A 21,732-nucleotide genomic window follows, 5' to 3' on the forward strand; every position below is an offset into this window, starting at 1 on the left:
TGCACCGGACCGATTCGGCAATTTCGCAAGGCTGCTTGGCTGTGGAAAGTTTTCCGAGTTATGCGACCTGCGCCAATAATTTCTCAATATCTTTCGCCAATGCAGCGGGTTTTACCTGAGGGCCGTGCCGGGCGACAACATTGCCCTTTCGATCAACGAGGAATTTGGTGAAATTCCATTTGATCCCGCGTGACCCCATCAAACCGGCCTGTTGTTTCTTTAGATAATGCCAAAGCGGGTCCTCATTCTCCCCATTTACATCCACCTTGGCTGCCAATGGAAAAGACACATCATATGTTAAAGAGCAGAAATTCTTGATTTCTTCCTCGTCCCCGGGTTCTTGCGCGCCGAACTGATTGCAAGGAAAGGCAAGAACTTCAAAACCTTGATCCTTATAAGTGCGATAAAGAGCCTCAAGTCCCTCATATTGTGGAGTGAACCCACATTTCGAAGCAGTATTGACGACCAGCAACACCTTGCCTGCGTGTTCAGTCATCGCTTCTTCCCGGCCACCGGGCATTTTTACATTGAAATCATATAATGACATTACTGCTCTCCCCTAAGGTCCTGACTCTAAGCCAATACACCTTCATGCAACCTGAATACACGATCCATCTTTGCCGCGAGTCGCTCATTATGCGTCGCAACAATCGCCGCCGATCCTTCACCCCGTACAAGCGCCATAAATTCGCCCAATACGACATCGGCAGTATGTTCATCAAGATTGCCTGTGGGTTCATCGGCCAAAACCAGCTTGGGCCGGTTGGCCAATGCTCGGGCGACAGCCACACGTTGCTGTTCGCCGCCAGATAATTTGGAGGGTCGGTGATGCAGCCGCTCGGCAAGGCCAAGCTTGTTTAACAAATGCGTTGCGCGTTCATGGGCAGCAGCAGGAGAGGCATCGGCAATCAATTGTGGCAGTATCACATTTTCAAGCGCATCAAAATCAGGCAGCAAATGATGGAATTGATAGACAAAACCAAGCTTTTCCCGACGGATTTCGGTCTGGCGATCAACGCTGGCCGTAGCGACCTCTTCTCCGTCGACTTTGATCGATCCGGAAAATCCGCCTTCCAGCAGTCCAACTGCTTGCAATAAGGTGGACTTGCCTGACCCGGACGGCCCCAGCAAGGCAACCAATTCGCCAGTTTCTACAGCCAGGTTGATGCCGCGTAACACCTCTATTGTGATATCACCTTGCACGAATGTACGTCGTACATCGGTCAATTCGACAATCTTACTCATAACGCAGCACCTGCACAGGGTCCGTACTTGCCGCTTTCAAGGCCGGATATAATGTTGCAAGAAAGCTGAAAAGCAAGGCCAGACCGCAAATCGCCAGCACTTCCATAGGATCGGTGCGTGATGGCAACTCGGTCAGGAAGCGGATCGAGGGGTCCCACAAATTCTGGCCGGTCACAAGTTGCACGAAGTTCACCACCGATTGCCGGAAATACAAGAATATCGCCCCTAAAACCAATCCGAGGACTATGCCTGCTGACCCGATCAACAAGCCCACGGTCATAAATATCCGCAGTAACGATTTGCGTGATGCCCCCATAGTTCGCAATATCGCAATATCACGGGTCTTGGCGCGAACCAGCATGATGAGCGATGACAATATGTTGAACACCGCAACCAGTACAATGATCGAGAGCACCACAAACATTGCTACCCGTTCCACCGCCAGCGCTTCAAATAGCGATGCGTTCATGCTTTTCCAGTCAACAATCAGGCCCTTATTTTCGATTTTGGGCAATAAGGGTCGCAATATCTGGTTGACCTGATCGGGATCATTTGTCTTGATTTCAATCATACCGACTTCATCACCCAACAGCATCAACACCTGCGCCCGCTCGATCGGCATGATGACAAACGCCTTGTCATAGTCATAGACGCCGACCTCGAAGATGGCGGCAACTTCATAAGAAATTTCACGCGGAACGGTCCCGAAGGGCGTAGTTCGGCCCGCCGGATTGATGATCGTTATGCTTTGCCCAACCTGCACACCCAGATTTTGCGCGAGACGCGAACCAATCGCGACCTTGTCCTCGCCTGCACTCAGTTCCTTTAAATCACCGGCAACAGTTTTGCCGTTCAAAGTTTCGTTGTCACGGATATCGGCAACCGACATACCACGCGCCAATATGGCTTCAACCCGACCTTCATATGTGGTCAATAACGGCTGTTCGATCAGCGCCGTCGCATTAGTGACACCGGGAGTTGCCTTGACATCAGCGAGCACTTGTCGCCAGTCTTGCAACCTTCCGCCATAACCCTGCACGACGGCATGCCCATTAAGCCCGACGATTTTATCAAACAACTCTGCCCGGAACCCGTTCATGACACTCATAACGATAATCAGCGCGGCGACTCCGAGTGCAACGGCAACCAGGCTGATGCTGGCAACTAGGAAGATAAAGCCCTCACCTTTGTTAGGCAGCAAATATCGACGTGCGACCATCCGTTCATAGCGGGACAGGATCATCGGCGGCCTTTATTCAACATTTTGGGCATGTTGCGCTCTTAGAAGCGGCTAAAGCCGCTGGCAAGCGTTGTTGCAGGCTTGCAACAGCTTTTGAAAAAGCGTCGGGTAGAATTCACTAAGGTTTGCAAAATTGCGTGTGCAGGATGATGACAGCTTGGAATTCGTCGAAGCCCGCGTGGCCGAGGGTTCAGGGGGAAAAGTCAGCCCCGCCGGTGGGGATCGGCAGGGACTGAAAAATGCGCTAGCAAAGCTGCAAATAAGGCCGTCCGGAACAATCCGGGCGGTCTTGTTTTTTGCACTCTTGAAAATTTCTGCGTCTTCACCATCTTGTTCGCTGGGTGCCCAAAAGGATCCACATATGACCGCAGGTGCCACATACGGGCCTGCAAAAAACCAAATTGCTTTAAGGAGAATTTGACATGAACCGTTTTGATTTCACACCTTACCGCCGCAATACCGTCGGCTTTGACCGGCTGTTCGAACTGCTCGAAAACACGGGCCGCGCCGCTCAAAATGAAAATTACCCCCCTTTCAACATTGAGCGTATTGGCGAGAATGATTACCTCGTGACCGTGGCCGTCGCAGGTTTCAAGCCTGAAGAAATCGAGATCACAGCACAGCAGAATTTGCTTATTGTAACGGGCAGCAAGCATTCAGACAGCAATGACAACCGCGATTTTCTTCATATGGGGATTGCGAATCGTAATTTTGAACGGCGCTTTCAGTTGGCCGACCATATACATGTGACAAACGCAGACCTGGCCGACGGCCTTCTGCTCGTTACATTGGTCCGCGAAGTACCTGAGGCGCTGAAACCCCGCCGGATCGAAATTGGCGGCCAAAACGTCCCGACCGTGATCGATCATGATGAAGGGAAGAAAAAAGGTACGAAGTCCGCCTGATCAAGGCTAGTAAGTTCGGGGCGACCGACTCCTCGGTCGCCCCTGGCACTCACGTGCCCTTTTCCATCCAATCAGCCCGGGTCGCAATTGGGCCCATTGGATAAGAAACCAGATTTGACAGGTTGTTACATTACCGCTGCTACAGCTCATATATCAATATTGTGTAACTTTTTTATTATCAAACCAAACGGCTTTGTCGCAATGCCGCCTCAACAAAACTCGCAAAAAGCGGGTGGGGTGCGAATGGTTTAGATTTCAACTCTGGATGGAACTGCACACCAATAAACCAAGGGTGATCAGGACGTTCCACAATTTCAGGCAATTCCCCGTCAGGTGACATTCCGCTGAAAACAAGTCCGCCTTGCTCAAGGGCAGCTTTATAGCGTGCATTGACCTCATAGCGATGACGATGCCGTTCAGAAATTTCGGTGCTGCCATATATGGTTGCGACATGGCTATTGCCCGTCAACTTCGCATCATAGGCGCCCAATCTCATGGTTCCGCCAAGATCTCCGCCTACCTCGCGCTTTTGGAGGCCTTCTTCAGTCATCCACTCGGTAATAATGCCGACAACAGGCTCGTCTGTCGGGCCAAATTCAGTACTGGACGCATTGGAAATCCCGGCTGTGTTCCGCGCGGCCTCGATACACGCCATTTGCATTCCGAGGCATATCCCGAAAAATGGCACCTGTCGTTCACGGGCAAATTTAACCGACGCGATCTTACCTTCCGACCCACGCTCACCAAATCCGCCGGGTACCAGAATAGCGTGCATCGGTTCGAGCGCAGCTGCAATCTCTGCTTCGGATTGGGCAAATAACTCGGCGTCGATCCAATTGATGTTGACCTTAACCCGGTTGGCCAATCCACCATGGGTAAGCGCTTCGTTCAACGATTTGTAGGCGTCGGCCAGTCCAACATATTTGCCAACTACCCCAATGGTTACCTCGCCTTCAGGATTTGATTGCCGGTCAATGATATCTTCCCATCGTGAAAGATCCGGCTTACCGGAGGCATCTAGTCCAAAGGCGCGCAAAACCTCAATATCAAGGCCTTCCGCGTGATATTGCAACGGAACCGCATAGATACTCTTGGCATCAAGGGCCGGAATGACTGCTTCTTTGCGGACGTTGCAAAAAGCTGCGATTTTTGCACGTTCGTTTTCAGGAAGAGGATGTTCGCAACGACATAGTAAAACGTCGGGCTGAATTCCAAGAGATGTCAATTCGCGGACACTATGTTGCGTCGGCTTAGTCTTTAGCTCGCCAGCCGCCGCAATATAGGGCACCAATGTTACATGAACCGACAAGGTCCTTTCGCGACCCAGTTCATTGCGTAATTGCCGGATAGCCTCAATGAACGGCAATGATTCAATGTCACCGACAGTCCCGCCAATTTCGCATAGCACAAAATCCAGATCGTCGGTTTCTGCCTTGGCAAATTCCTTAATGGCGTCTGTGACATGCGGAATAACCTGTACCGTTGCCCCCAGATAATCACCACGCCGTTCTTTCTGGATTATAGTCTGGTAAATCCGGCCTGAGGTAACATTGTCCGACTGCCGCGCAGACACGCCGGTAAATCTTTCATAATGCCCTAAATCGAGGTCAGTTTCAGCGCCGTCATCCGTAACATAGACTTCACCATGCTGATAAGGCGACATCGTTCCCGGATCGACATTGAGATAGGGATCGAATTTACGGATCCGTACACGATATCCACGCGCTTGCAAAAGGGCAGCCAAAGACGCCGCCATAAGACCTTTACCAAGCGAGGAAACCACGCCACCGGTGATGAAAATAAACCGTGCCATGGGAGAAAAGGCATAAAGCCCCTTTGAGACAAAAGACAAGCGGGCGAATCTGTTTTATGCAAATAAATATGTGCAAAAATAGTTTTTTATGACTGCTCAAACATCTCCGCCGCACGACGGGCGGTGTGATGATGGGCTTATCAGAACGGCCATACTTCTAAAAACCCACGCCTTACCCATTTCCCAACTGTTTCCGGCCAGCTTATTTATCCAGTGGAACTTGTGGAGCCGGCGCTGTTGTGTCGCCCTTTGCCGGTGTCTGTTCGGCAGGCTCTGCCGGTGCAGGTTGCGTTGCCGGAACTTCAGTTCGTTGGAGCGATGTGTCGATTTTGCTGGTTCCGCCCTCGCGCGCGGCAACGAAAGCAAGGGAAATTGACAATAAAATAAACATCGTTGCCAAAATTGTCGTAAGCCGGGTCATAAAATCTGCGGCACCGCGTGCGGACATCAAACCGGACGGGCTTCCACCCATGCCTAGTCCGCCACCCTCTGACCGTTGCATCAAGACAACGCCGACCAATGATGCTGAAACAATGGCCTGCACAACGATAAGAAAATGAAAAAGACCCATATGAAATTCCGAAATTTAAGAGCGATTTTACGCCAGTGAAGCCGCCCACATAGCGATGCTGCCTTCAATCTTCAATGCTATTCGCAGGATTTGGCAGCGGCGGCGATTATAGGTTCAAATTTGGAAGCGCCAAGGCTGGCACCACCGATTAGTCCTCCGTCAACATTTGGTATCGCTAATAGCATGGCAGCATTTTCCCCATTCATTGAACCACCATATAAAATATGGATCGCTGCTCCTGTCGGCCCAAAACGCGCCATTAATTGTGACCGGATTGCCCCATGCATTTCTGAAACATCGGTTTCATCGGGTATCCGGCCTGTGCCGATGGCCCAAACAGGTTCATAGGCAATACTTAACCAGTCTCCGGACATATCATCAGGCAGCGATTGCGCCAATTGGCCCAGAACAATGTCCAAAGCACGACCTGCGTCCCGTTCATCCAATGTTTCTCCAACGCAAACGATGACCTTCAACCCTGCCTTATGTGCAGCGATAGCTTTGGCGCGAATGTCGGCATCCGATTCATGCTGGGCGGATCGGCGCTCGCTATGGCCGACAAGCGTTAGCTTTGCCCCGGCATCCACCAACATTTCGCCAGAAATACATCCGGTATGCGCGCCTGAAACATGTCCATGACAGTCCTGCCCGCCAATAGGATAGTCCAATATCTGAGCTGTTACCCGGCTGATAAGCGAGGCAGGCAGGCAAAGTGCGCTGTCCACGGTTGGATAATGGGCCGCCATGTCGGCAATGGCTGCAATCTCTGGCAAGTCTCGGGATGTCCCGTTCATCTTCCAATTGCCGACGATATATTTACGCATCAACACTTCCCCCGGTCGTTGAAACTCGAATCTGTGAGGTGCTATGCCCGTGTTTCAACCTTTGTCGCAAGTCTATCCCTTGATTGCGAATGCCTTGCCGCCTAAAGCGGCTCCCAATTGTCCCTTATCGAGAAAACGTCGTTCATGATCAGTTTCATTCGCTCACTTATAAATTCAAAATTCGGTGCAATTATAGCACTCATATTTGTCGGGATGATTGCGATTGCCTTTGCACTGGGTGACGTCAGTGGCAACGGAAATTTCGGCGGATTGAGCGGCGGGAACGTCGCTCGGGTCGGTGACCGGAATATTACGCTTGGCGAACTGAACGATGCTCTGGAAAATCGGCTAAAGGCAGAACGTCAGAACAACCCCACTTTAGACATGGTAAGGTTCGTTGAGAGTGGGGGGCTTGATTCGACGCTTGAACAGCTCATCAACCGATATGCATTGGCAGAATTTGGCAGTGAATATGGTGTGGCGGTTAGTGAACGTCTTGTTGGTTCGGAAATTCGTAAAATTCCCGGCGCAATGGGCCTTGATGGCAAATTCAGCGCTGAAGCTTTTCGGGCCTTTGCCCAGCAAATAGGCATCAGCGAGCAAGCCATTCGTGAGGATATTGCACAAAATCTATTTGCCCAGCAATTGCTTCCGACCGCTGCCAGCGGTCCGATGGCCCCTGACAGCATGGTCTTGCCCTATTCTTCGCTGGTTTTGGAACAACGATCGGGACAAGTTGCTTCTCTGCCATCATTGGCATTTTTTCCGGCGGCCCCGCCCAGCGAGGTCGTTTTGGAGAAATATTACAAGGACAATGCCGCCAAGTTCACAATTCCCGAAAAACGCGCGATTAGCTACGCGATTTTTGACAAAACGATCATTGCCGCCCGAGCAAAGCCGACCCCGTCAGACATTGCCGCCTATTACAAAGCCAATGCCCAGAAATTTGCAGCATCACAATCTCGCAATATCAGTCAGGTCATAGTCCCGACCGAAGCCGCAGCCAAATCTGTTGTCGCTCAGGTGAACAGTGGCAAATCGCTGTCAGAAGTGGCGAATGGATTAGGGCTTTCCGTGACCAGTATGAACAATGTCGTTAAAACCAATCTTTCCGGCAGCGCCTCGGCTGCGGTGGCCGAAGCTGTGTTTGCGGCCGCGCCCGGGACTTTGGCGAAACCTGCACGTGGCAAGCTGGGCTGGGCGGTTGTTCGCGTGGATAAAATCAATCAAGTTGCTGCCAAGTCGCTCGACGCGGCTCGCGCCGAGATCGAGGCTGAACTCACCAAGACGCGCAGCGAAGAAATGCTAACCGAAATGACATCCGAAATCGAAGATGCTTTCGCCGGTGGTTCGACCATAACCGATATGGCCAAACAAAATGGATTGAAGATCGAAACTTCACCCAAATTGCTGGCTAATGGCAGGAATATTGCCAACCCTGCGTATAAACCGATACCGGAAATGCAGGTTATTCTACCCGCCGCTTTCCAACTCGAAACCAATGGCGAAGCGCAGTTGATTGAAATTATTCCTGGCGAGCGATTTGCGATGATCGCAGTAGCCGATTTCGAAGAAGCAGCTCCTCCACCGCTTGCGTCGGTTCGCGCTATCATTCAGCAGCAATGGGCGCTTGCCGAAGGTGCGAAGGGTGCCCGCGCTGCGGCTGAACGCATCCGCAAAGCAGTGGATGGCGGCCAGACTTTACCCGCCGCTTTGGCGGCTGCTAATGTAAAAGGCGCACAAGTCGAGGCGATAAACGGCACCCGGGCTGACCTGACCCGTCAAGGTCGCCCAATCCCACCCCCATTGGCAATGATGTTCGCGATGAAAAAAGGCACAGCCAAAACGCTGCAAGGCGGTGAAGACCGCGGATGGTATGTTGTTTCCTTGACGGATATCAAAAAAGGCGATGCCAGCGGGAATGCAGAAATGCTCCGTGCCCGAAAGCTCGAATTATCAGGATTATTGCAAACCGAATATGGGGAGCAACTCGTCGCAGCCGCGGCAAAAGCTGTTGGAATTGAGAAAAATGACGACGGCATCGCAGAATTGCGCGCGCGCCTTACAAAGCGTGACGTCAACTAATCCGGCCCTGATCTGGCGTAAACGCATCGCCGATACCGAAACGCCGGTATCGGCTGCGTTAAAACTATTTGTTCCTGAACGTGGCGATTTCATTCTGGAATCGGTCGAGGGCGGTGAAACACGTGGACGACACAGCCTTATCGGTATCGCCCCCGACCTTGTTTTTCGGGCACAGGGCAATAAAGCGGAGGTCAACCGGCAATGGCTGACCGACAGGGATTCATTTGAAACCGAGCCATTACCCGCATTAGATGCCTTGCGCGCTTTGGCTACACAATGCCGGATGGATGTCCCCACGGAATTGCCATCCGCTTTGGCCTGTCTGGTCGGGTATTTCGGATATGAAACCATTGGACTGGTCGAAAAGCTTCCGCGTGCACCGCAGTCGGAGCTTGAGCTGCCCGATATGCTGTTTGTTCGCCCGACCGTCCTAGTGGTTTTTGACCGGTTGAAAGATGAAATGTACCTGGTGTCGCCGATCTGGACCGACGCGCAAGATGGACGGGCGATTGCTTTGGCGCATGAACGTCTGGACGAGGCGGAACGGATGCTGGATGCAGGGCATGACACAAAACATATCCCGATGGCCGTCAAAGATATCGCGTCCATCCAGCTTAATCCTGTCCTGCCCGATGGCCGCTATGCCGAAATGGTCGCACGGGCGAAAAACTATATCGAGGCGGGCGACATTTTTCAGGTAGTGCTTGCCCAGCGCTTTACCGCGCCGTTCACTTTGCCCCCTGTTGATCTTTACAGGGCATTGCGCCGCATCAATCCTTCACCCTTTTTATATTTCATTGACCTTCCCGGCTTTGCGCTGATCGGGTCAAGTCCGGAAATACTGGTCCGTGCACGCGGTGGTGAGGTTACCATACGCCCAATTGCAGGCACGCGCCCCCGCGGCAAAAACAGTATTGAAGATGCAGAAAACCGCACGTCTTTGCTCGCCGACCCCAAGGAGCGGGCTGAACATTTGATGCTATTGGACCTTGGTCGCAATGATGTTGGGCGCGTAACCAAAGGCGGCAGTGTCACCGTAACTGACAGCTATATGGTCGAATTTTATAGCCATGTGATGCACATTGTGTCCAACGTCGTTGGTGAACTGGCAGAAGGCAAAGACGCCATTGATGCCCTGTTTGCTGGTTTTCCCGCGGGCACCGTCAGCGGAGCCCCCAAAGTCAGAGCGTGCGAGATTATCGCCGAGCTCGAACCGGAAACCCGCGGCGCTTATGCAGGCGGCGTCGGCTATTTCAGCCCCAATGGCGATATGGACAGCTGTATTGTGCTGCGTACTGCGGTGGTTAAAAATGGCGTGATGCATGTGCAGGCAGGGGCCGGAATTGTTGCGGACAGCGACCCCGAATATGAACAGCGCGAATGTGAAGCCAAAGCGGGCGCCCTGATCGCCGCCGCACGCGAGGCAATCAAAGTCGCCAGCGAGGCGGGTTTTGGACAATGATATTGGTGATCGACAATTATGACAGCTTCACCTGGAACCTCGTCCATTATTTGATGGAACTCGGCGCAGAGGTCGAGGTTGTTCGGAATGATGATATGTCGGCGGGACAAGCATTGTCTTCTGGCGCACAGGCCTTTCTGATTTCACCGGGGCCTAAGACCCCCGACGAAGCGGGCGTCAGTCTTGACCTCGTTGCAGCTTGTGCGGATGCCGGCAAGCCCCTGTTGGGCGTCTGTTTGGGGCATCAGACAATTGGCCAGCATTTTGGCGGAACCGTGGCCCGCGGGGGTTTGATGCATGGCAAAACCTCACCTGTAACGCATGATGGTAGCGGATTATTTGCCGGTTTGCCTTCGCCATTTACCGCCACGCGATATCATAGTCTGATCGTAGAAAATATTCCAGACAGCCTCATTGTAAACGCAACGTCAAATGATGGACATGTGATGGGTTTTCGTCACGTGACATTGCCCATCCATAGCGTCCAGTTCCACCCCGAAAGCATCGCCACACAACATGGCCATGCAATGCTTGCAAACTTTATGCGGATATCGGGAATGTCGGTGAAAGAACGGGGATGACTATCCTTCCCGACGCATCTGCCCCGCTCACGGCCGATGTGGCTGCGGAGGCTTTTGGCCTTATCCTTGATGGTAAGGCCGCTGCCTGCGACATTCAACAATTTCTGACCATCCTGTCTAATCGCGAAGAAACAAGCATAGAAATTGCTGCTGCTGTGCGTGAAATGCGGAAACGGATGATCGCTATCGAAGCGCCTGCTGGCACAATTGATGTGTGCGGCACCGGAGGCGATGGTAGCCACAGCCTGAACATCTCGACCGCCGTCGCCATTGTCGTTGCGGCATGCGATGTTCCAGTGGCCAAGCATGGCAACCGCGCGGCATCGTCCAAATCCGGCGCTGCCGACACGCTGGAGGCACTCGGGCTCAATCTTGACCGTGCCAGCGACACGGCGCAGGCCACCCTCGCCGACCTTGGCATCTGTTTCCTATTCGCGCAAAAACATCATCCCGCTCTTGGGGCGCTTGCACCCATTCGCAAGGCTATCGGCAAACGGACGATATTCAATCTGACCGGCCCGGCTGCGAACCCGGCCATGGTCAAACGCCAACTGATTGGAGTTGCGCGGCCTGATTTTCTTAGCGTCTACGCTGGTGCCCTGGACCTGCTGGGATATGACGATGCCATGTTGGTCGCAGGTGACGAGCCATTGGACGAACTGTCTATTTCAGGCACCAGCAGCATTGTGCGGCTAGGTCAGACCATGGTTCGGATAACTCCTGAAACCGCTGGATTGCCCCGCCATCCCGTCGAAGACCTGAAGGGCGGTGATGCCGCCTATAACGCAGCCGCACTCACCCGCCTGCTTGACGGAGGGACTGGTGCCTATCGAGACGCCGTCCTCCTGAATGCAGCTGCTGCTCTTATGGTAGCAGGTGTTGTGAACGACTGGCACAGCGGCATCGAAGAAGCTGCCGAAGCGATTGATAAAGGGTTAGCAAAAACGTTGCTAAGGTGCTGGATGGAATATTGATGACTGACAGACTCGCCGAAATCTGCGCCACGAAGCGTATCGAAGTTGCCGCGCGCAAAGTGCAAGGCTTGTCCTGTTGGCCAGAGCCTTCACCCGTGCGCGGGTTTGAATCAGCCCTACGAAACAAAGCAGACACCGGATTTGCCCTCATTGCCGAAATCAAGAAAGCGAGTCCGTCCAAGGGTCTGATACGTGCCGATTTCGATCCACCTGCCCATGCCCAAGCGTATCAAGCAGGTGGTGCAGCCTGTTTATCGATATTGACAGATGCGCCTTATTTTCAAGGGCATGAAGATTATCTGGTTTCGGCCCGCGCCGCATGCGACCTGCCGGTAATCCGCAAAGACTTCATGATCGACCCGTGGCAATGCGCTGAATCCCGCGTAATGGGTGCGGATGCCATTCTGATTATTGTTGCCGCGCTTGACGATATGGCCATGTCTGAAATTGAAGACGCAGCTCTTGCGCTTGGACTGGATGTTCTGGTCGAAGTGCATGACGAAAAGGAATTGGAGCGCGCTTTATCGCACCTGAAATCACGACTGATCGGCGTCAACAACAGAAATTTGAAAAGCTTCGATGTCGACCTGGCGACTACTGAACGGTTGGCCGCCATGGTGCCAAGCGACAAACTGCTTGTTTGCGAAAGCGGGATCGCCTCACATGCCGATTGCGTGAGAATGGCGGACAGCGGTGTACACACGTTCCTTGTCGGTGAAAGCCTGATGCGGCAGGAAAATATCGAGAACGCGACGCGCAGCCTTTTAACGGGGCAAATTGGTTAAAAAACCCGCCCCGCCGAACTAGGCCGTGAACTCATACATATTGTCGTCGAGGTTTGAGGCCATTTTGCACAGGGCAAGGAAGGAAGCCGCAGGGATATAGATGTATCTCAAGGCTTTCTGACGCAGCCATGGGCAAAATGGGTCAAATCCTTCGGACGTCAAAATGGCGAAGATATCGGGCCAAAATGCGCGCCGTCAGGCAGTTACTCTGCCTGCAAGCGTATTTTGGTTCGAGATCAAAGCCATTTTGACGCCTCGACGACGATATCTATGAGTTCACGGCCTAGTCCGCCCCATTTGCGGCACTTAATATTGCGCGAACACTAGCCGTCGCAACGTCACGGCTGATGCCCACGCCGAACAGCACCGGTCCGTCACCTACCCGGCACTCAACATAGGCGGCGGCACGGGCATCGGTGCCGTGACCGATGGCATGTTCGCTATAGTCGATAATATCAAGCGGCCCGCCCAGTGCGCTTTCCAGCGCATTGGCAAGACTGGAAATAAGGCCATTACCCCGACCACTGACACTTTGCTCAACACCGTCGATGCGGATTTTGCCAGCGAAGATACGCTCGTCCTGTTGCTTCGGACTTTGGCTTTCCTGAAAATCAATGAGCCGGAACCGGCTGTCCCCCTTCAAATGGTATCGTTTCTCAAATGATTCCCAGATATCGGTGCTGGTCAATTCGCTGCCCGTGCTGTCGGAAAGCTCCTGAACGGTGGACGAGAAATTGGCCTGCATCCGCTTGGGCAGTTTTAGACCATGGTCCTGTTCAAGAACCCATGCGACGCCGCCCTTGCCGCTTTGCGAATTGACGCGGATCACCGCTTCATAGCTTTGGCCAAGATCGGCAGGGTCGATGGGCAGATAGGGCACCTGCCACAACTCATCATTGCGCCGCGCCTGAGCGGCGAAGCCTTTCTTGATGGCGTCCTGATGCGAGCCTGAAAAGGCAGTGAAGACCAGTTCTCCAGCATAGGGATGGCGCGGATGGACTGGCAACTGGTTGCAATATTCGACGGTTTTTATGACTTCATCGATATCGGAGAAATCGAGGCCGGGGCTCAGCCCTTGGGTGTACATGTTGAGCGCGACAGTGACGAGGTCGACATTGCCCGTCCGCTCCCCATTGCCGAATAGACAGCCTTCGACCCGGTCGGCACCCGCCAGCAATCCCAGTTCCGTGGCAGCGACCCCGGTGCCCCGGTCATTATGCGTGTGCAGCGAGATAATAACGCTGTCACGGTTCGGAACGTTTCGGCCGAAATATTCGATCTGGTCGGCATAAATGTTCGGCATTGCCGCTTCGACGGTAGCCGGCAGGTTGAAAATGATGGGTTGATCAGGCGTTGGCTTCAATATGTCCATCACCGCGCTGCACACCTCCAAACTAAAATCCAGTTCAGCAGTGGAGAAAGTTTCCGGGCTATATTCGAAATGCCAATCGGTATCGGGCTGTGCCGCTGCATTATCGCGCAGCAGCTTTGCTCCTTCAACCGCTATCTGTTTGATCTCAGGCATGGTCATGTTGAACACGATCTGTCGCCAGGCAGGCGACACCGCATTATAGAGGTGGACAATTGCCGCGCGTGCGCCGCGCAAGCTTTCAAAGCTGGTATCGATCAGGTCTTTGCGCGATTGGGTCAGCACCTGTACCATGACGTCATCAGGGACACGGCCCGACTGGACGAGGCCGGAAATAAAATCAAATTCGGTCGCACCCGCGCTCGGGAATCCGACTTCGATTTCCTTGACGCCAACTTTTACCAGCAAATCGAAAAAGCGTTGCTTCTTTTCCGCGCCCATCGGATCGATCAGTGCCTGGTTACCGTCACGCAGGTCTGTCGACAGCCAGCGCGGTGCCTTTGTGATTGTGCGGCCAGGCCATTGCCTATCAGGCAAGTCCACCTGCGGAAAGGGACGGTATTTTCGGCTTGGGTCGGATAACATCATGATTTGCAACTTCGCTAAGACACGCAAGTCTGCGTGCTGTGGGGTTTCTTGAGCTGGCTGTAAACCCTTAGGCGGGTTGTTCCGGGCAAGACCGGACTATCCACACGCCTAAGGGCGTGTAAGTCGTAGAAGAAGCAGGCAAGAAGCGGTCTTTGACATTATGTTGCGTCGATAGCCGTATTGCGTAACATTCGTCCAGACTTAATTTCGTAAACCGCTTATTTCCTTGCTCGGCCCGGCTGTTAAATCTCGACCTGACTGCCGAGTTCGACCACACGGTTGCTGGGGAGCTTGAAAAACTCCATCGCGTTAGCCGCGTTGCGAAGCATCCATGCGAAGACCTTTTCACGCCAGATCGCCATACCTGGAATTTTTGATGCGATCAGCGTCTGCCGCGACAGGAAGAAGCTGGTGTGCATCATCTCGAATTTTGGTCCGCACAGGTCAACCTTGTCCAACGTCGCGGGGACATCAGTTTCTTCAAGAAACCCAAAACGCAGTTTAACGCGGAAGAATCCCTCTCCCAAATCTTTGCAAAACACCCGATCAGCCGGCGAAACGAAAGGCATGTCTTCAATCTGTACCGTCAGGATCAGGACACGTTCGTGCAGGATCTTGTTATGCTTGATATTGTGCAGCAATGCCGACGGCACACCGCTGGCGGACGAAGCCATGAAGATGGCTGTCCCGGGAACACGGGTTGCGCTGTTTGCGGCGGATTTGATGAATATCTCCATAGGCATTGTGCTCTCTGCCATCCGGTCACGCATTAACGCGCGGCCCCGCGACCATGTTGTGAGCAAGGTGAAGATCACAAGCCCGATCAAAAGCGGAACCCAACCACCCGAAGGCACTTTCAGCAGATTCGCGCTGAAATAGGCAAAGTCGACAATGAAAAAGAGCGCCAGTATCGGCAGCGCTTTCCACTTTGGCCATTTCCAGAGCGTGATAAGCACGACTGCGATCAGGCAAGTATCGATGAACATCGCGCCCGTCACCGCAATTCCGTATGCGGCGGCGAGGTTGGACGATGACTGGAAGAACAGCACAAGCAGCAGGACCATGACCGCCAATCCCCAGTTGATCGCCGGAATGTAGATTTGGCCTGCGGCCTTCTCGCTGGTGTGCTGGATACTGAGTCGCGGCATGAACCCCAGTTGGATAGCCTGCTGCGTCAGGGAGAACGCGCCGGAAATAACCGCCTGGCTCGCAATAATCGCCGCAAGAATGGTAAGTATGATGACCGGCGTACTGATCATGTCCGGTACCATCAGGAAGAAGGGGTCGCGGATCGCCTCTTGCGCTTCGGCCGGCGTCATCGTCAGAATCATCGCGCCCTGCCCCATATAGTTCAGCATCAGCGCAGGCAGAACGAAGAACAGCCAGCTAAACTTAATTGGTCGACGCCCAAAATGCCCCATATCGGCATAGAGCGCTTCCGCCCCGGTGACCGCCAAAACGACCGTACCCATGGCCACAAAGGCAGTGAAGCCTTCTATATAAAAGAAATAAAGCGCGTTCAGCGGGTTGAGAACGTCGAGCACGATCAACGGCATTTTTGTCAAATGCAATATGCCGAGTCCAGCCAACACTGCAAAGTAAATCAGCATGATAGGGCCAAACCACTGGCCAACCTTGGCCGTACCGCGTGATTGAAAAGCAAACAGCGCAGCTATGATCGCGATAGAGATAGGTACAATCCACGGATCAAAACCTGAACTGACATATTTAAGACCTTCTGCGGCCGACAAGATCGACATGGCAGGGGTAATCATGGAATCGCCGTAAAACAGTGCAGTGGCAAAAACGCCCAGCATCACAATCGGAGCCGTCCATTTCGCGCCTGCCGTCTGCCGGTTGATCAGCGCGAGCAACGCAAGGCTGCCTCCTTCGCCTTTGTTATCGGCCTTCATGATGGTGAAGACATATTTGAACGTCACCACGATCATCATCGACCAGAATACAAGGCTCAATACGCCTTTGATATGCATGGGGTCGGGGTCTATGGGGTGGTGGCCGGCAAATGTTTCGCGGAACGCATAAATGGGACTGGTTCCGATGTCGCCAAAGACGACACCTACCGTTCCGACACATAATGCAAGAAGCGACCCTTGCGGAGCGTGACCATGATGTTGGCCGTCGTCTGTCTGACCAAAATCATCTGCGGCTTGCGAAGCGACCATTTCATACCCCTGACACAAGGCCCGTTAACTCTTTGAATATTCATCGACGGGCGGCGGGCGATAGCACGGCCTTAATCCCTTAACAACCACGCAATATCGATCAATTCTTCAATATAATATATCTATTTTTCAATTGGTTGCAGAATTAACTTCGGGGCGATTCATTGCTTGGGCCTGCAAGGCCTTCGCCGCTTGCAATTGCGACTCAAGCCTCGGCTTCCACATTGCTCTAGGAGTTGCAAGCGACACGGCCTTTTCCCACAGCAAAATCGCCGAATTCAAATCTCCGTCGAACAGGCGCGACAGACCGGCAAAATAATAGGGCGCCGGATAATTGGGCCGAATTTCCCTTGCTTTGTCGAACGCCAGTTGCGCGGGCGGGGACATCTGCCCTTGGCTTGCCAGCATCAGTTGCAGACCCAATGCCGACCAAAGATCGGGATCTTCCGGGTTCTGCCGCAAACCGGCCTGGATATAAGATGCCGAAAGCTGGTAATCCCCTTGCTTGGCAAAGGAATCCGCCGTCACCAGCCAGCGTTTTGCGCCGCCGAAACTCTGGTCCATATCCGCACGCATTTCGACCAACTGGACCGCGGCATCCTCTTTCCCGCCCAAGGATTTGGCAGGTGACGCAGGCACCGCGGGCCGCCCCTGCAAGGCATAGCCCGTCATCCCCAGCAAAATCGCTGCGGCCGCAATCTGCCATAATCCACCTTTAAACCGGCCGATGGCCAACAATGCGCCAAGGCTGAGGACCGCCAGCAGGCCAAGACTTACCCAACCACTCATGATTTCCTCCGGAACAGACCACGCGCCATAAACAGGCCGAGTAACAGCAAAAGCAATGGGGCCGCCCACAGCAGCAATCCCGATCCCTTCATATCAGGTTCAAAGCTGACCCACTCACCATAGCGTTCGATCATCCACTGGCGGATCGCATCGGGCTTCTTTCCATCCGCAATCTGCTGCCGAACTTCAGCACGCATCGTCGCCGCCATCGGCGCGTCGCTGTCGGCAATCGATTGGCCCTGACACTGGATACAGCGTAGCGCGTGCATCACTTGGGTTGCCGCCTTTTCCTGCGCGGGATTGGTTAGTTGACGATTGGCGAGCTCAGGCGTGGGACCACTGCCCTGTGCCATTGATTCTTGCGGAACCGCTGCCAAAAGCAGAACGCTGGCGAGGAGTAACAACCGCCACATCATTGCGCTTCCCGCAGTTTTTCAAGCAACATAGGCACATGCTCGGCGCGAATGTCGCCGATATGCTGGTACAATATTGTTCCGTCCCCGCCGATCACATAAGTCTCCGGCACACCCGACGAACCAAGTTTCAACTGGACCGCCATTTCATTGTCCGAACCGATCCGCCGGAACGGATTGCCGAACTCGGCAAGAAATGCGGCCACATCTTCAGGTTTGTCGCGAATGGCAATGGCGTCGATTTCCGCACCGGATTTCTTGAGCGCCTCGAGATAGGGAGCCTCCGCCTTGCAGGGGATGCACCAGCTGGCGAAAATATTCAGAAGTCGCGGTTTGCCATCCGCCAGATCACGGTTGGACAGCCCCGCCACCCCCACCGTCGCAGGCGGTAGCGCAAATTCAGGCAATTTGCGTCCGACCATCGCGCTGTGAACCATATCGTCTTTCGGCACGACCAAACCGTAAATGGCAAGGCCGCCTATGAAGGCGACCACGGCCAAGGGCAGCCAGAGGAGCCAGGTCCGGTTCATGCCTGCGCCCATTTATTGACAGCGGGCTTTTTCGGGCGGCGGAACATTCTTCCCAAAAGGGATATCGCGCCACCGAGCGCGACGAGTAATCCGCCGAACCAGATAAAGGTCACAAAAGGCTTCCACCAAAGGCGGACCTGCCAGCGGCCATCGCCATTTTCATCAGGCTGGGCGATGACGGCATATAGCTGCCCGTTCCAGCGTGTCAGCAGCGCCGCTTCGCTGGTCTGTTGTTCCGGGCGGTAAAATTGACGCGATTGCGGACGAAGAATAAACTTCTTGTCGCCATTACGGGCAATCAACTGCCCTTCAATCGCTACCCAATTGTCGCCCACGACAGGCCGGACATCATCCAGTTTGACCTGCCAATCGGCAACCTTGGCGCTTTCTCCAGGCGCGAGCGCGGTCAGGGTTTCACGGGAAAAGCCGGACTCGGCGGCCATACCAAACACGCTGACCGCAAGGCCGAAATGCGCGACTACCATACCAAAGACCGGCAATGGTGTCCGCAATAGCTTGCGACCTTTAAGCGGCACCCAAGCGGCGATGGCAAGGGCCAGCGACAAGGCCAATCCCAAAATCGGGAATACGCCCACGCCGGGCACAAAGCGCCAAATGGCAACCCCTGTCCACAGGCTGATCGCGAAAAATCCGACAAGCCAATATTTATGCCGCTTCAATTCGTCCCGCCGCCAGCGCAGCATCGGTCCCAACAACAATGCGACCATTAAAAGCAATGCAATCGGCGCGGTAGCCTTGTTGAAATAGGGCGGGCCAACCGAAATCTTGTCGCCCATTGTCTCGGCCGCCAATGGGTAGAGTGTACCGATGAGGACGATAGCCAATATGACACTCAGGAAGATGTTATTGGCGACAATGCCGCCCTCGCGGCTGACGATCTGGAATGGCTCTCCCTGCTTTACGGTGCCGATGCGGGTGGCAAAGACCAGGAACGCCAGACTGGTGTACATCAGCATCAGTGCAAGAATGAAGGACCCACGCTCAGGATCGACCGCAAAGGCGTGTACGCTCGTCAAGATACCCGACCGGACAAGGAAAGTACCTGCCATCGACATGGCGAACGCTACCAACGCCAGCATGATCGTCCACGCGCGCAATGCGTTGCGCGTGGCCAATACGCTGACCGAATGCAGCAGGGCTGTCGCGGCAAGCCACGGCATGAGTGAGGCATTTTCAACCGGATCCCAGAACCACCAGCCACCCCAGCCCAGTTCATAATAGGCCCAATAGCTACCTGCGGTGATACCGACGGTCAGGAATATCCACGCGCCCAGCACCCACGGCCGCATGGCGCGGGCAAAGGCAGGTCCAACCTGCCCGGTCAGCATTGCGGCGACGGCAAAGGAGAATGCAACCGAAAGCCCGACATAGCCAATGTAAAGCGTCGGCGGATGGAAGGCGAGGCCAATGTCCTGCAACAACGGGTTCAGACCTGCCCCCTCGACTGGCGCGGGAACCAGGCGCTCGAACGGATTGGACGAGAAAAGCAGAAAGGCGAAAAAGCCGAGCGCCACAAAGGCCTGCACCGCCAAGGTTGCGTTCAACGTGCGCGTGTCGATCCGCTTTTCCAGCAACGCAATGGCCGCACCCGACAGCGACAATACCGACACCCACAGCAACATCGAGCCTTCATGATTGCCCCATGTTCCGGCCAGCTTGAAAATCAGTGGCTTGTCGATATGGCTGTTGCTCGCGACCAGCAACACCGACAAGTCGGTGACATAGAATAGCCACATCAGCGATGCGAACGAAACCACACACAATGCGCCCTGCACAAGTGCGGCGGGCTTGATGAGCGGCGTCAACTTCCCTTCCCCGCGCAACAGAGTCAAACCGCCAACCAGTTGCAGCAGCGCCATCGCCGCCGCCAGCCAGAGCGCGGCCAATCCGGTTTCGGCGATCATTTCGAAAGGGTATCCTTGGTGTGCTCGGCGGTGTTCATATCGATATCAGCCAATTCCTTGGGCACGTAGTTTTCGTCATGTTTGGCCAACAGGCTGTCAGCTACAAAAACGCCGTCAGGGCGAAGTCGGCCATCGGCCACCACGCCCGATCCCTCAACAAACAGATCCGGCGTTATGCCGCGATAGGCGACCTTCTGCGTTGCGTCGCGATCCTGTACGATAAAGGTTATCGACACCCCGTCAGCGCCGCGCACGATCGATCCCTTTTGGACCATACCGCCCAGACGGACGGCTTTACCCGGCTCAATCTTCGCCTTGGCCATGGTGGCGGGGGTGTAAAAATAGGACGCCTCTTCCTTCAAGGCAGCAGCGGCGATAAAGCCCGCCCCGATTAAGGCGACGAAAGCCACAAGGGCCAGCACCAAACGCTGATGTTTGGGTTTCATGCCAAACCACCACCTCCCGTTCGTGTCGAGCGTAGTCGAGACACCTTTACGGTGCGCCATGCGTATGGACCTCTCGACTTCGCTCGAGGCGAACGGAATTTATATGGCGTTGCTGGTTTCATGGTTGCTGCCTCAAATCATCCGCCAAGGCCTCTGAACGGCGCATGGCAAGATAGCTCGACACGGTGAGCCACAGCATGCCGACACCCGTGACCGAAAAAGCGGCGATGATGAAAGGCAGATGGGGCATTAGTCGTCCGCCATGCGGCGCATTCGCGCATCAATACGCATTTCCGCGAGCGCTGCGCGCATCCGCATCAAAACCAACGCGCCGAACAACAGGCTGAAACCCGCCACAGCCACAAACAGGGGCGCAAGATACGCACCGTCGATGGATGATCCTCCTAGAGTTATGCTCGCCTTTTGATGCTGGCTTTCCCACCAGATGACCGAACGGTTGATGATCGGGATATTCACTGCACCGATGATACCGAAGACGGCAGCAACGCGGCTGGTATCGCCCTTTTCACTGCTCGCGTTGGCGAGCGCGATATAGCCGAGATACAGGAAAAACAGGACCAACATCGACGTCAACCGGCCATCCCAGACCCACCAGGTACCCCAAGTCGGACGACCCCAGATCGACCCCGTCATCAGGCAAATGGCGGCGAACGTCGCACCGGGGACAGCGATGGCACGCGCCGCGATTCCCGCAAGCGGATGGCGCCACACAAGCTGGACGAGACTGGCAATCGCAATCCCCATCCATCCCCCCATGCCGAGCCATGCGGAGGGAACATGGACGAAGATGATCTTAACCGTATCGCCCATCAGGCGTTCGGTCGGCACCGCGAACAGGCCCCATAAACAGGCCCCGAGCGCCAATAGAAGCCCCAGCCAGAACAGTGCAGGCGTCAGTGGCCTTGCAAGGCGCAGGAAACGGGCAGGATTAGCGAAGCGGTGCATATAATTCCCCGCCTCTAGCACCGCAAAAGCGTTACGCC

Annotated in this window: 21 protein-coding genes; 6 read left to right on the forward strand and 15 right to left on the reverse strand. The window is 54.2% G+C overall.

Annotated features, from left to right (window positions below):
* Positions 1–58 precede the first annotated feature (58 nt).
* Genes EUU23_RS04675 through EUU23_RS04685 form a run of 3 tightly spaced genes read right to left on the reverse strand, consistent with a single transcriptional unit; the run spans position 59 to position 2,488 of the window.
* The gene (locus EUU23_RS04675; RefSeq protein ID WP_160352921.1) at positions 59–547 is read right to left on the reverse strand and encodes a glutathione peroxidase; all 489 of its coding nucleotides are present in this window, start codon (positions 545–547) and stop codon (positions 59–61) included.
* A gap of 26 nt (positions 548–573) precedes the next feature.
* Positions 574–1,245, reverse strand: a complete 672-nt coding sequence (locus EUU23_RS04680; protein ID WP_160352922.1) for an ABC transporter ATP-binding protein — start codon at positions 1,243–1,245, stop codon at positions 574–576.
* The gene (locus EUU23_RS04685; RefSeq protein ID WP_160352923.1) at positions 1,238–2,488 is read right to left on the reverse strand and encodes a lipoprotein-releasing ABC transporter permease subunit; all 1,251 of its coding nucleotides are present in this window, start codon (positions 2,486–2,488) and stop codon (positions 1,238–1,240) included. Before EUU23_RS04685 ends, EUU23_RS04680 begins: the two co-directional genes overlap by 8 nt.
* A gap of 419 nt (positions 2,489–2,907) precedes the next feature.
* Here EUU23_RS04685 and EUU23_RS04690 point away from each other — a divergent pair, with 419 nt between their 5' ends.
* The gene (locus EUU23_RS04690; protein ID WP_160352924.1) at positions 2,908–3,390 is read left to right on the forward strand and encodes an Hsp20 family protein; all 483 of its coding nucleotides are present in this window, start codon (positions 2,908–2,910) and stop codon (positions 3,388–3,390) included.
* A gap of 178 nt (positions 3,391–3,568) precedes the next feature.
* Here EUU23_RS04690 and pyrG read toward each other — a convergent pair whose 3' ends face one another.
* From pyrG to tpiA, 3 genes are all read right to left on the reverse strand, one after another.
* The gene (gene pyrG / locus EUU23_RS04695) at positions 3,569–5,203 is read right to left on the reverse strand and encodes a CTP synthase (protein WP_160352925.1); all 1,635 of its coding nucleotides are present in this window, start codon (positions 5,201–5,203) and stop codon (positions 3,569–3,571) included.
* Between the two features lie 202 nt (positions 5,204–5,405).
* Positions 5,406–5,774: a preprotein translocase subunit SecG gene (gene secG / locus EUU23_RS04700; protein WP_160352926.1), complete on the reverse strand. Its 369-nt coding sequence runs from the start codon at positions 5,772–5,774 to the stop codon at positions 5,406–5,408.
* A 77-nt stretch (positions 5,775–5,851) separates the two neighbouring features.
* Positions 5,852–6,598 carry a triose-phosphate isomerase gene (gene tpiA / locus EUU23_RS04705; protein WP_218939501.1) on the reverse strand — a complete coding sequence of 249 codons (747 nt, stop codon included), beginning with the start codon at positions 6,596–6,598 and terminating at the stop codon, positions 5,852–5,854.
* Positions 6,599–6,742: 144 nt separating this feature from the next.
* Here tpiA and EUU23_RS04710 point away from each other — a divergent pair, with 144 nt between their 5' ends.
* Genes EUU23_RS04710 through trpC form a run of 5 tightly spaced genes read left to right on the forward strand, consistent with a single transcriptional unit; the run spans position 6,743 to position 12,485 of the window.
* Positions 6,743–8,683, forward strand: coding sequence for a peptidylprolyl isomerase (locus EUU23_RS04710; protein ID WP_218939502.1), 1,941 nt, complete (start codon positions 6,743–6,745; stop codon positions 8,681–8,683).
* Complete coding sequence (gene trpE / locus EUU23_RS04715) at positions 8,628–10,145, forward strand: anthranilate synthase component I (RefSeq protein WP_160352929.1); 1,518 nt, start codon at positions 8,628–8,630, stop codon at positions 10,143–10,145. The genes EUU23_RS04710 and trpE overlap by 56 nt, the downstream gene beginning before the upstream one ends.
* Positions 10,142–10,726 carry an anthranilate synthase component II gene (locus tag EUU23_RS04720; protein ID WP_160352930.1) on the forward strand — a complete coding sequence of 195 codons (585 nt, stop codon included), beginning with the start codon at positions 10,142–10,144 and terminating at the stop codon, positions 10,724–10,726. The genes trpE and EUU23_RS04720 overlap by 4 nt, the downstream gene beginning before the upstream one ends.
* Positions 10,723–11,700 (forward strand): anthranilate phosphoribosyltransferase, encoded by a 978-nt coding sequence (trpD, locus tag EUU23_RS04725; RefSeq protein ID WP_160352931.1) that lies wholly within the window; start codon positions 10,723–10,725, stop codon positions 11,698–11,700. The genes EUU23_RS04720 and trpD overlap by 4 nt, the downstream gene beginning before the upstream one ends.
* Positions 11,700–12,485 (forward strand): indole-3-glycerol phosphate synthase TrpC, encoded by a 786-nt coding sequence (gene trpC / locus EUU23_RS04730; protein WP_160352932.1) that lies wholly within the window; start codon positions 11,700–11,702, stop codon positions 12,483–12,485. The genes trpD and trpC overlap by 1 nt, the downstream gene beginning before the upstream one ends.
* Positions 12,486–12,768: 283 nt before the next feature.
* Here the strand turns inward: trpC and leuA are convergent, their stop codons facing one another.
* The 9 genes from leuA to ccmC form a co-directional block, all read right to left on the reverse strand.
* A complete protein-coding gene (gene leuA / locus EUU23_RS04735) occupies positions 12,769–14,442 on the reverse strand; it encodes a 2-isopropylmalate synthase (RefSeq protein WP_179956507.1) in 1,674 nt (557 codons plus the stop codon).
* Between the two features lie 242 nt (positions 14,443–14,684).
* A complete protein-coding gene (locus EUU23_RS04740) occupies positions 14,685–16,625 on the reverse strand; it encodes a potassium transporter Kup (protein WP_160352933.1) in 1,941 nt (646 codons plus the stop codon).
* Positions 16,626–16,754: 129 nt separating this feature from the next.
* Entirely contained in the window at positions 16,755–17,414 is a 660-nt protein-coding gene (locus tag EUU23_RS04745; RefSeq protein ID WP_160352934.1) for a tetratricopeptide repeat protein, read from the reverse strand.
* Positions 17,411–17,830 (reverse strand): cytochrome c-type biogenesis protein, encoded by a 420-nt coding sequence (locus EUU23_RS04750; RefSeq protein ID WP_343032677.1) that lies wholly within the window; start codon positions 17,828–17,830, stop codon positions 17,411–17,413. The genes EUU23_RS04745 and EUU23_RS04750 overlap by 4 nt, the downstream gene beginning before the upstream one ends.
* Positions 17,827–18,357, reverse strand: a complete 531-nt coding sequence (locus tag EUU23_RS04755; RefSeq protein ID WP_160352935.1) for a redoxin family protein — start codon at positions 18,355–18,357, stop codon at positions 17,827–17,829. The genes EUU23_RS04750 and EUU23_RS04755 overlap by 4 nt, the downstream gene beginning before the upstream one ends.
* Positions 18,354–20,282 carry a heme lyase CcmF/NrfE family subunit gene (locus EUU23_RS04760; protein ID WP_160352936.1) on the reverse strand — a complete coding sequence of 643 codons (1,929 nt, stop codon included), beginning with the start codon at positions 20,280–20,282 and terminating at the stop codon, positions 18,354–18,356. The genes EUU23_RS04755 and EUU23_RS04760 overlap by 4 nt, the downstream gene beginning before the upstream one ends.
* Positions 20,279–20,728 (reverse strand): cytochrome c maturation protein CcmE, encoded by a 450-nt coding sequence (ccmE, locus tag EUU23_RS04765; protein ID WP_160353541.1) that lies wholly within the window; start codon positions 20,726–20,728, stop codon positions 20,279–20,281. The genes EUU23_RS04760 and ccmE overlap by 4 nt, the downstream gene beginning before the upstream one ends.
* A 118-nt stretch (positions 20,729–20,846) precedes the next feature.
* The gene (locus EUU23_RS14270; protein ID WP_281346871.1) at positions 20,847–20,978 is read right to left on the reverse strand and encodes a hypothetical protein; all 132 of its coding nucleotides are present in this window, start codon (positions 20,976–20,978) and stop codon (positions 20,847–20,849) included.
* Positions 20,978–21,694: a heme ABC transporter permease CcmC gene (ccmC, locus tag EUU23_RS04770; RefSeq protein WP_160352937.1), complete on the reverse strand. Its 717-nt coding sequence runs from the start codon at positions 21,692–21,694 to the stop codon at positions 20,978–20,980. Before ccmC ends, EUU23_RS14270 begins: the two co-directional genes overlap by 1 nt.
* Positions 21,695–21,732 lie beyond the last annotated feature (38 nt).

Source organism: Sphingorhabdus profundilacus (assembly GCF_009769755.1).
In the GTDB taxonomy this organism is placed as follows: domain Bacteria; phylum Pseudomonadota; class Alphaproteobacteria; order Sphingomonadales; family Sphingomonadaceae; genus Sphingorhabdus_B; species Sphingorhabdus_B profundilacus.

What these genes read in the sequence shown, in the direction of transcription:
- EUU23_RS04740 (WP_160352933.1), bottom strand. Translation starts at nt 16,625, where the DNA reads ATGGTCGCTTCGCAAGCCGCAGATGATTTTGGTCAGACAGACGACGGC.
- EUU23_RS04710 (WP_218939502.1), top strand. Translation starts at nt 6,743, where the DNA reads ATGATCAGTTTCATTCGCTCACTTATAAATTCAAAATTCGGTGCAATT.
- EUU23_RS04755 (WP_160352935.1), bottom strand. Translation starts at nt 18,357, where the DNA reads ATGAACCGGACCTGGCTCCTCTGGCTGCCCTTGGCCGTGGTCGCCTTC.
- EUU23_RS04690 (WP_160352924.1), top strand. Translation starts at nt 2,908, where the DNA reads ATGAACCGTTTTGATTTCACACCTTACCGCCGCAATACCGTCGGCTTT.
- ccmE (WP_160353541.1), bottom strand. Translation starts at nt 20,728, where the DNA reads ATGAAACCCAAACATCAGCGTTTGGTGCTGGCCCTTGTGGCTTTCGTC.
- trpE (WP_160352929.1), top strand. Translation starts at nt 8,628, where the DNA reads ATGACGACGGCATCGCAGAATTGCGCGCGCGCCTTACAAAGCGTGACG.
- ccmC (WP_160352937.1), bottom strand. Translation starts at nt 21,694, where the DNA reads ATGCACCGCTTCGCTAATCCTGCCCGTTTCCTGCGCCTTGCAAGGCCA.
- EUU23_RS04720 (WP_160352930.1), top strand. Translation starts at nt 10,142, where the DNA reads ATGATATTGGTGATCGACAATTATGACAGCTTCACCTGGAACCTCGTC.
- EUU23_RS04685 (WP_160352923.1), bottom strand. Translation starts at nt 2,488, where the DNA reads ATGATCCTGTCCCGCTATGAACGGATGGTCGCACGTCGATATTTGCTG.
- secG (WP_160352926.1), bottom strand. Translation starts at nt 5,774, where the DNA reads ATGGGTCTTTTTCATTTTCTTATCGTTGTGCAGGCCATTGTTTCAGCA.
- pyrG (WP_160352925.1), bottom strand. Translation starts at nt 5,203, where the DNA reads ATGGCACGGTTTATTTTCATCACCGGTGGCGTGGTTTCCTCGCTTGGT.
- EUU23_RS04675 (WP_160352921.1), bottom strand. Translation starts at nt 547, where the DNA reads ATGTCATTATATGATTTCAATGTAAAAATGCCCGGTGGCCGGGAAGAA.
- leuA (WP_179956507.1), bottom strand. Translation starts at nt 14,442, where the DNA reads ATGATGTTATCCGACCCAAGCCGAAAATACCGTCCCTTTCCGCAGGTG.
- EUU23_RS14270 (WP_281346871.1), bottom strand. Translation starts at nt 20,978, where the DNA reads ATGCCCCATCTGCCTTTCATCATCGCCGCTTTTTCGGTCACGGGTGTC.
- EUU23_RS04745 (WP_160352934.1), bottom strand. Translation starts at nt 17,414, where the DNA reads ATGAGTGGTTGGGTAAGTCTTGGCCTGCTGGCGGTCCTCAGCCTTGGC.
- EUU23_RS04760 (WP_160352936.1), bottom strand. Translation starts at nt 20,282, where the DNA reads ATGATCGCCGAAACCGGATTGGCCGCGCTCTGGCTGGCGGCGGCGATG.
- EUU23_RS04750 (WP_343032677.1), bottom strand. Translation starts at nt 17,830, where the DNA reads ATGATGTGGCGGTTGTTACTCCTCGCCAGCGTTCTGCTTTTGGCAGCG.
- trpD (WP_160352931.1), top strand. Translation starts at nt 10,723, where the DNA reads ATGACTATCCTTCCCGACGCATCTGCCCCGCTCACGGCCGATGTGGCT.
- EUU23_RS04680 (WP_160352922.1), bottom strand. Translation starts at nt 1,245, where the DNA reads ATGAGTAAGATTGTCGAATTGACCGATGTACGACGTACATTCGTGCAA.
- trpC (WP_160352932.1), top strand. Translation starts at nt 11,700, where the DNA reads ATGACTGACAGACTCGCCGAAATCTGCGCCACGAAGCGTATCGAAGTT.
- tpiA (WP_218939501.1), bottom strand. Translation starts at nt 6,598, where the DNA reads ATGCGTAAATATATCGTCGGCAATTGGAAGATGAACGGGACATCCCGA.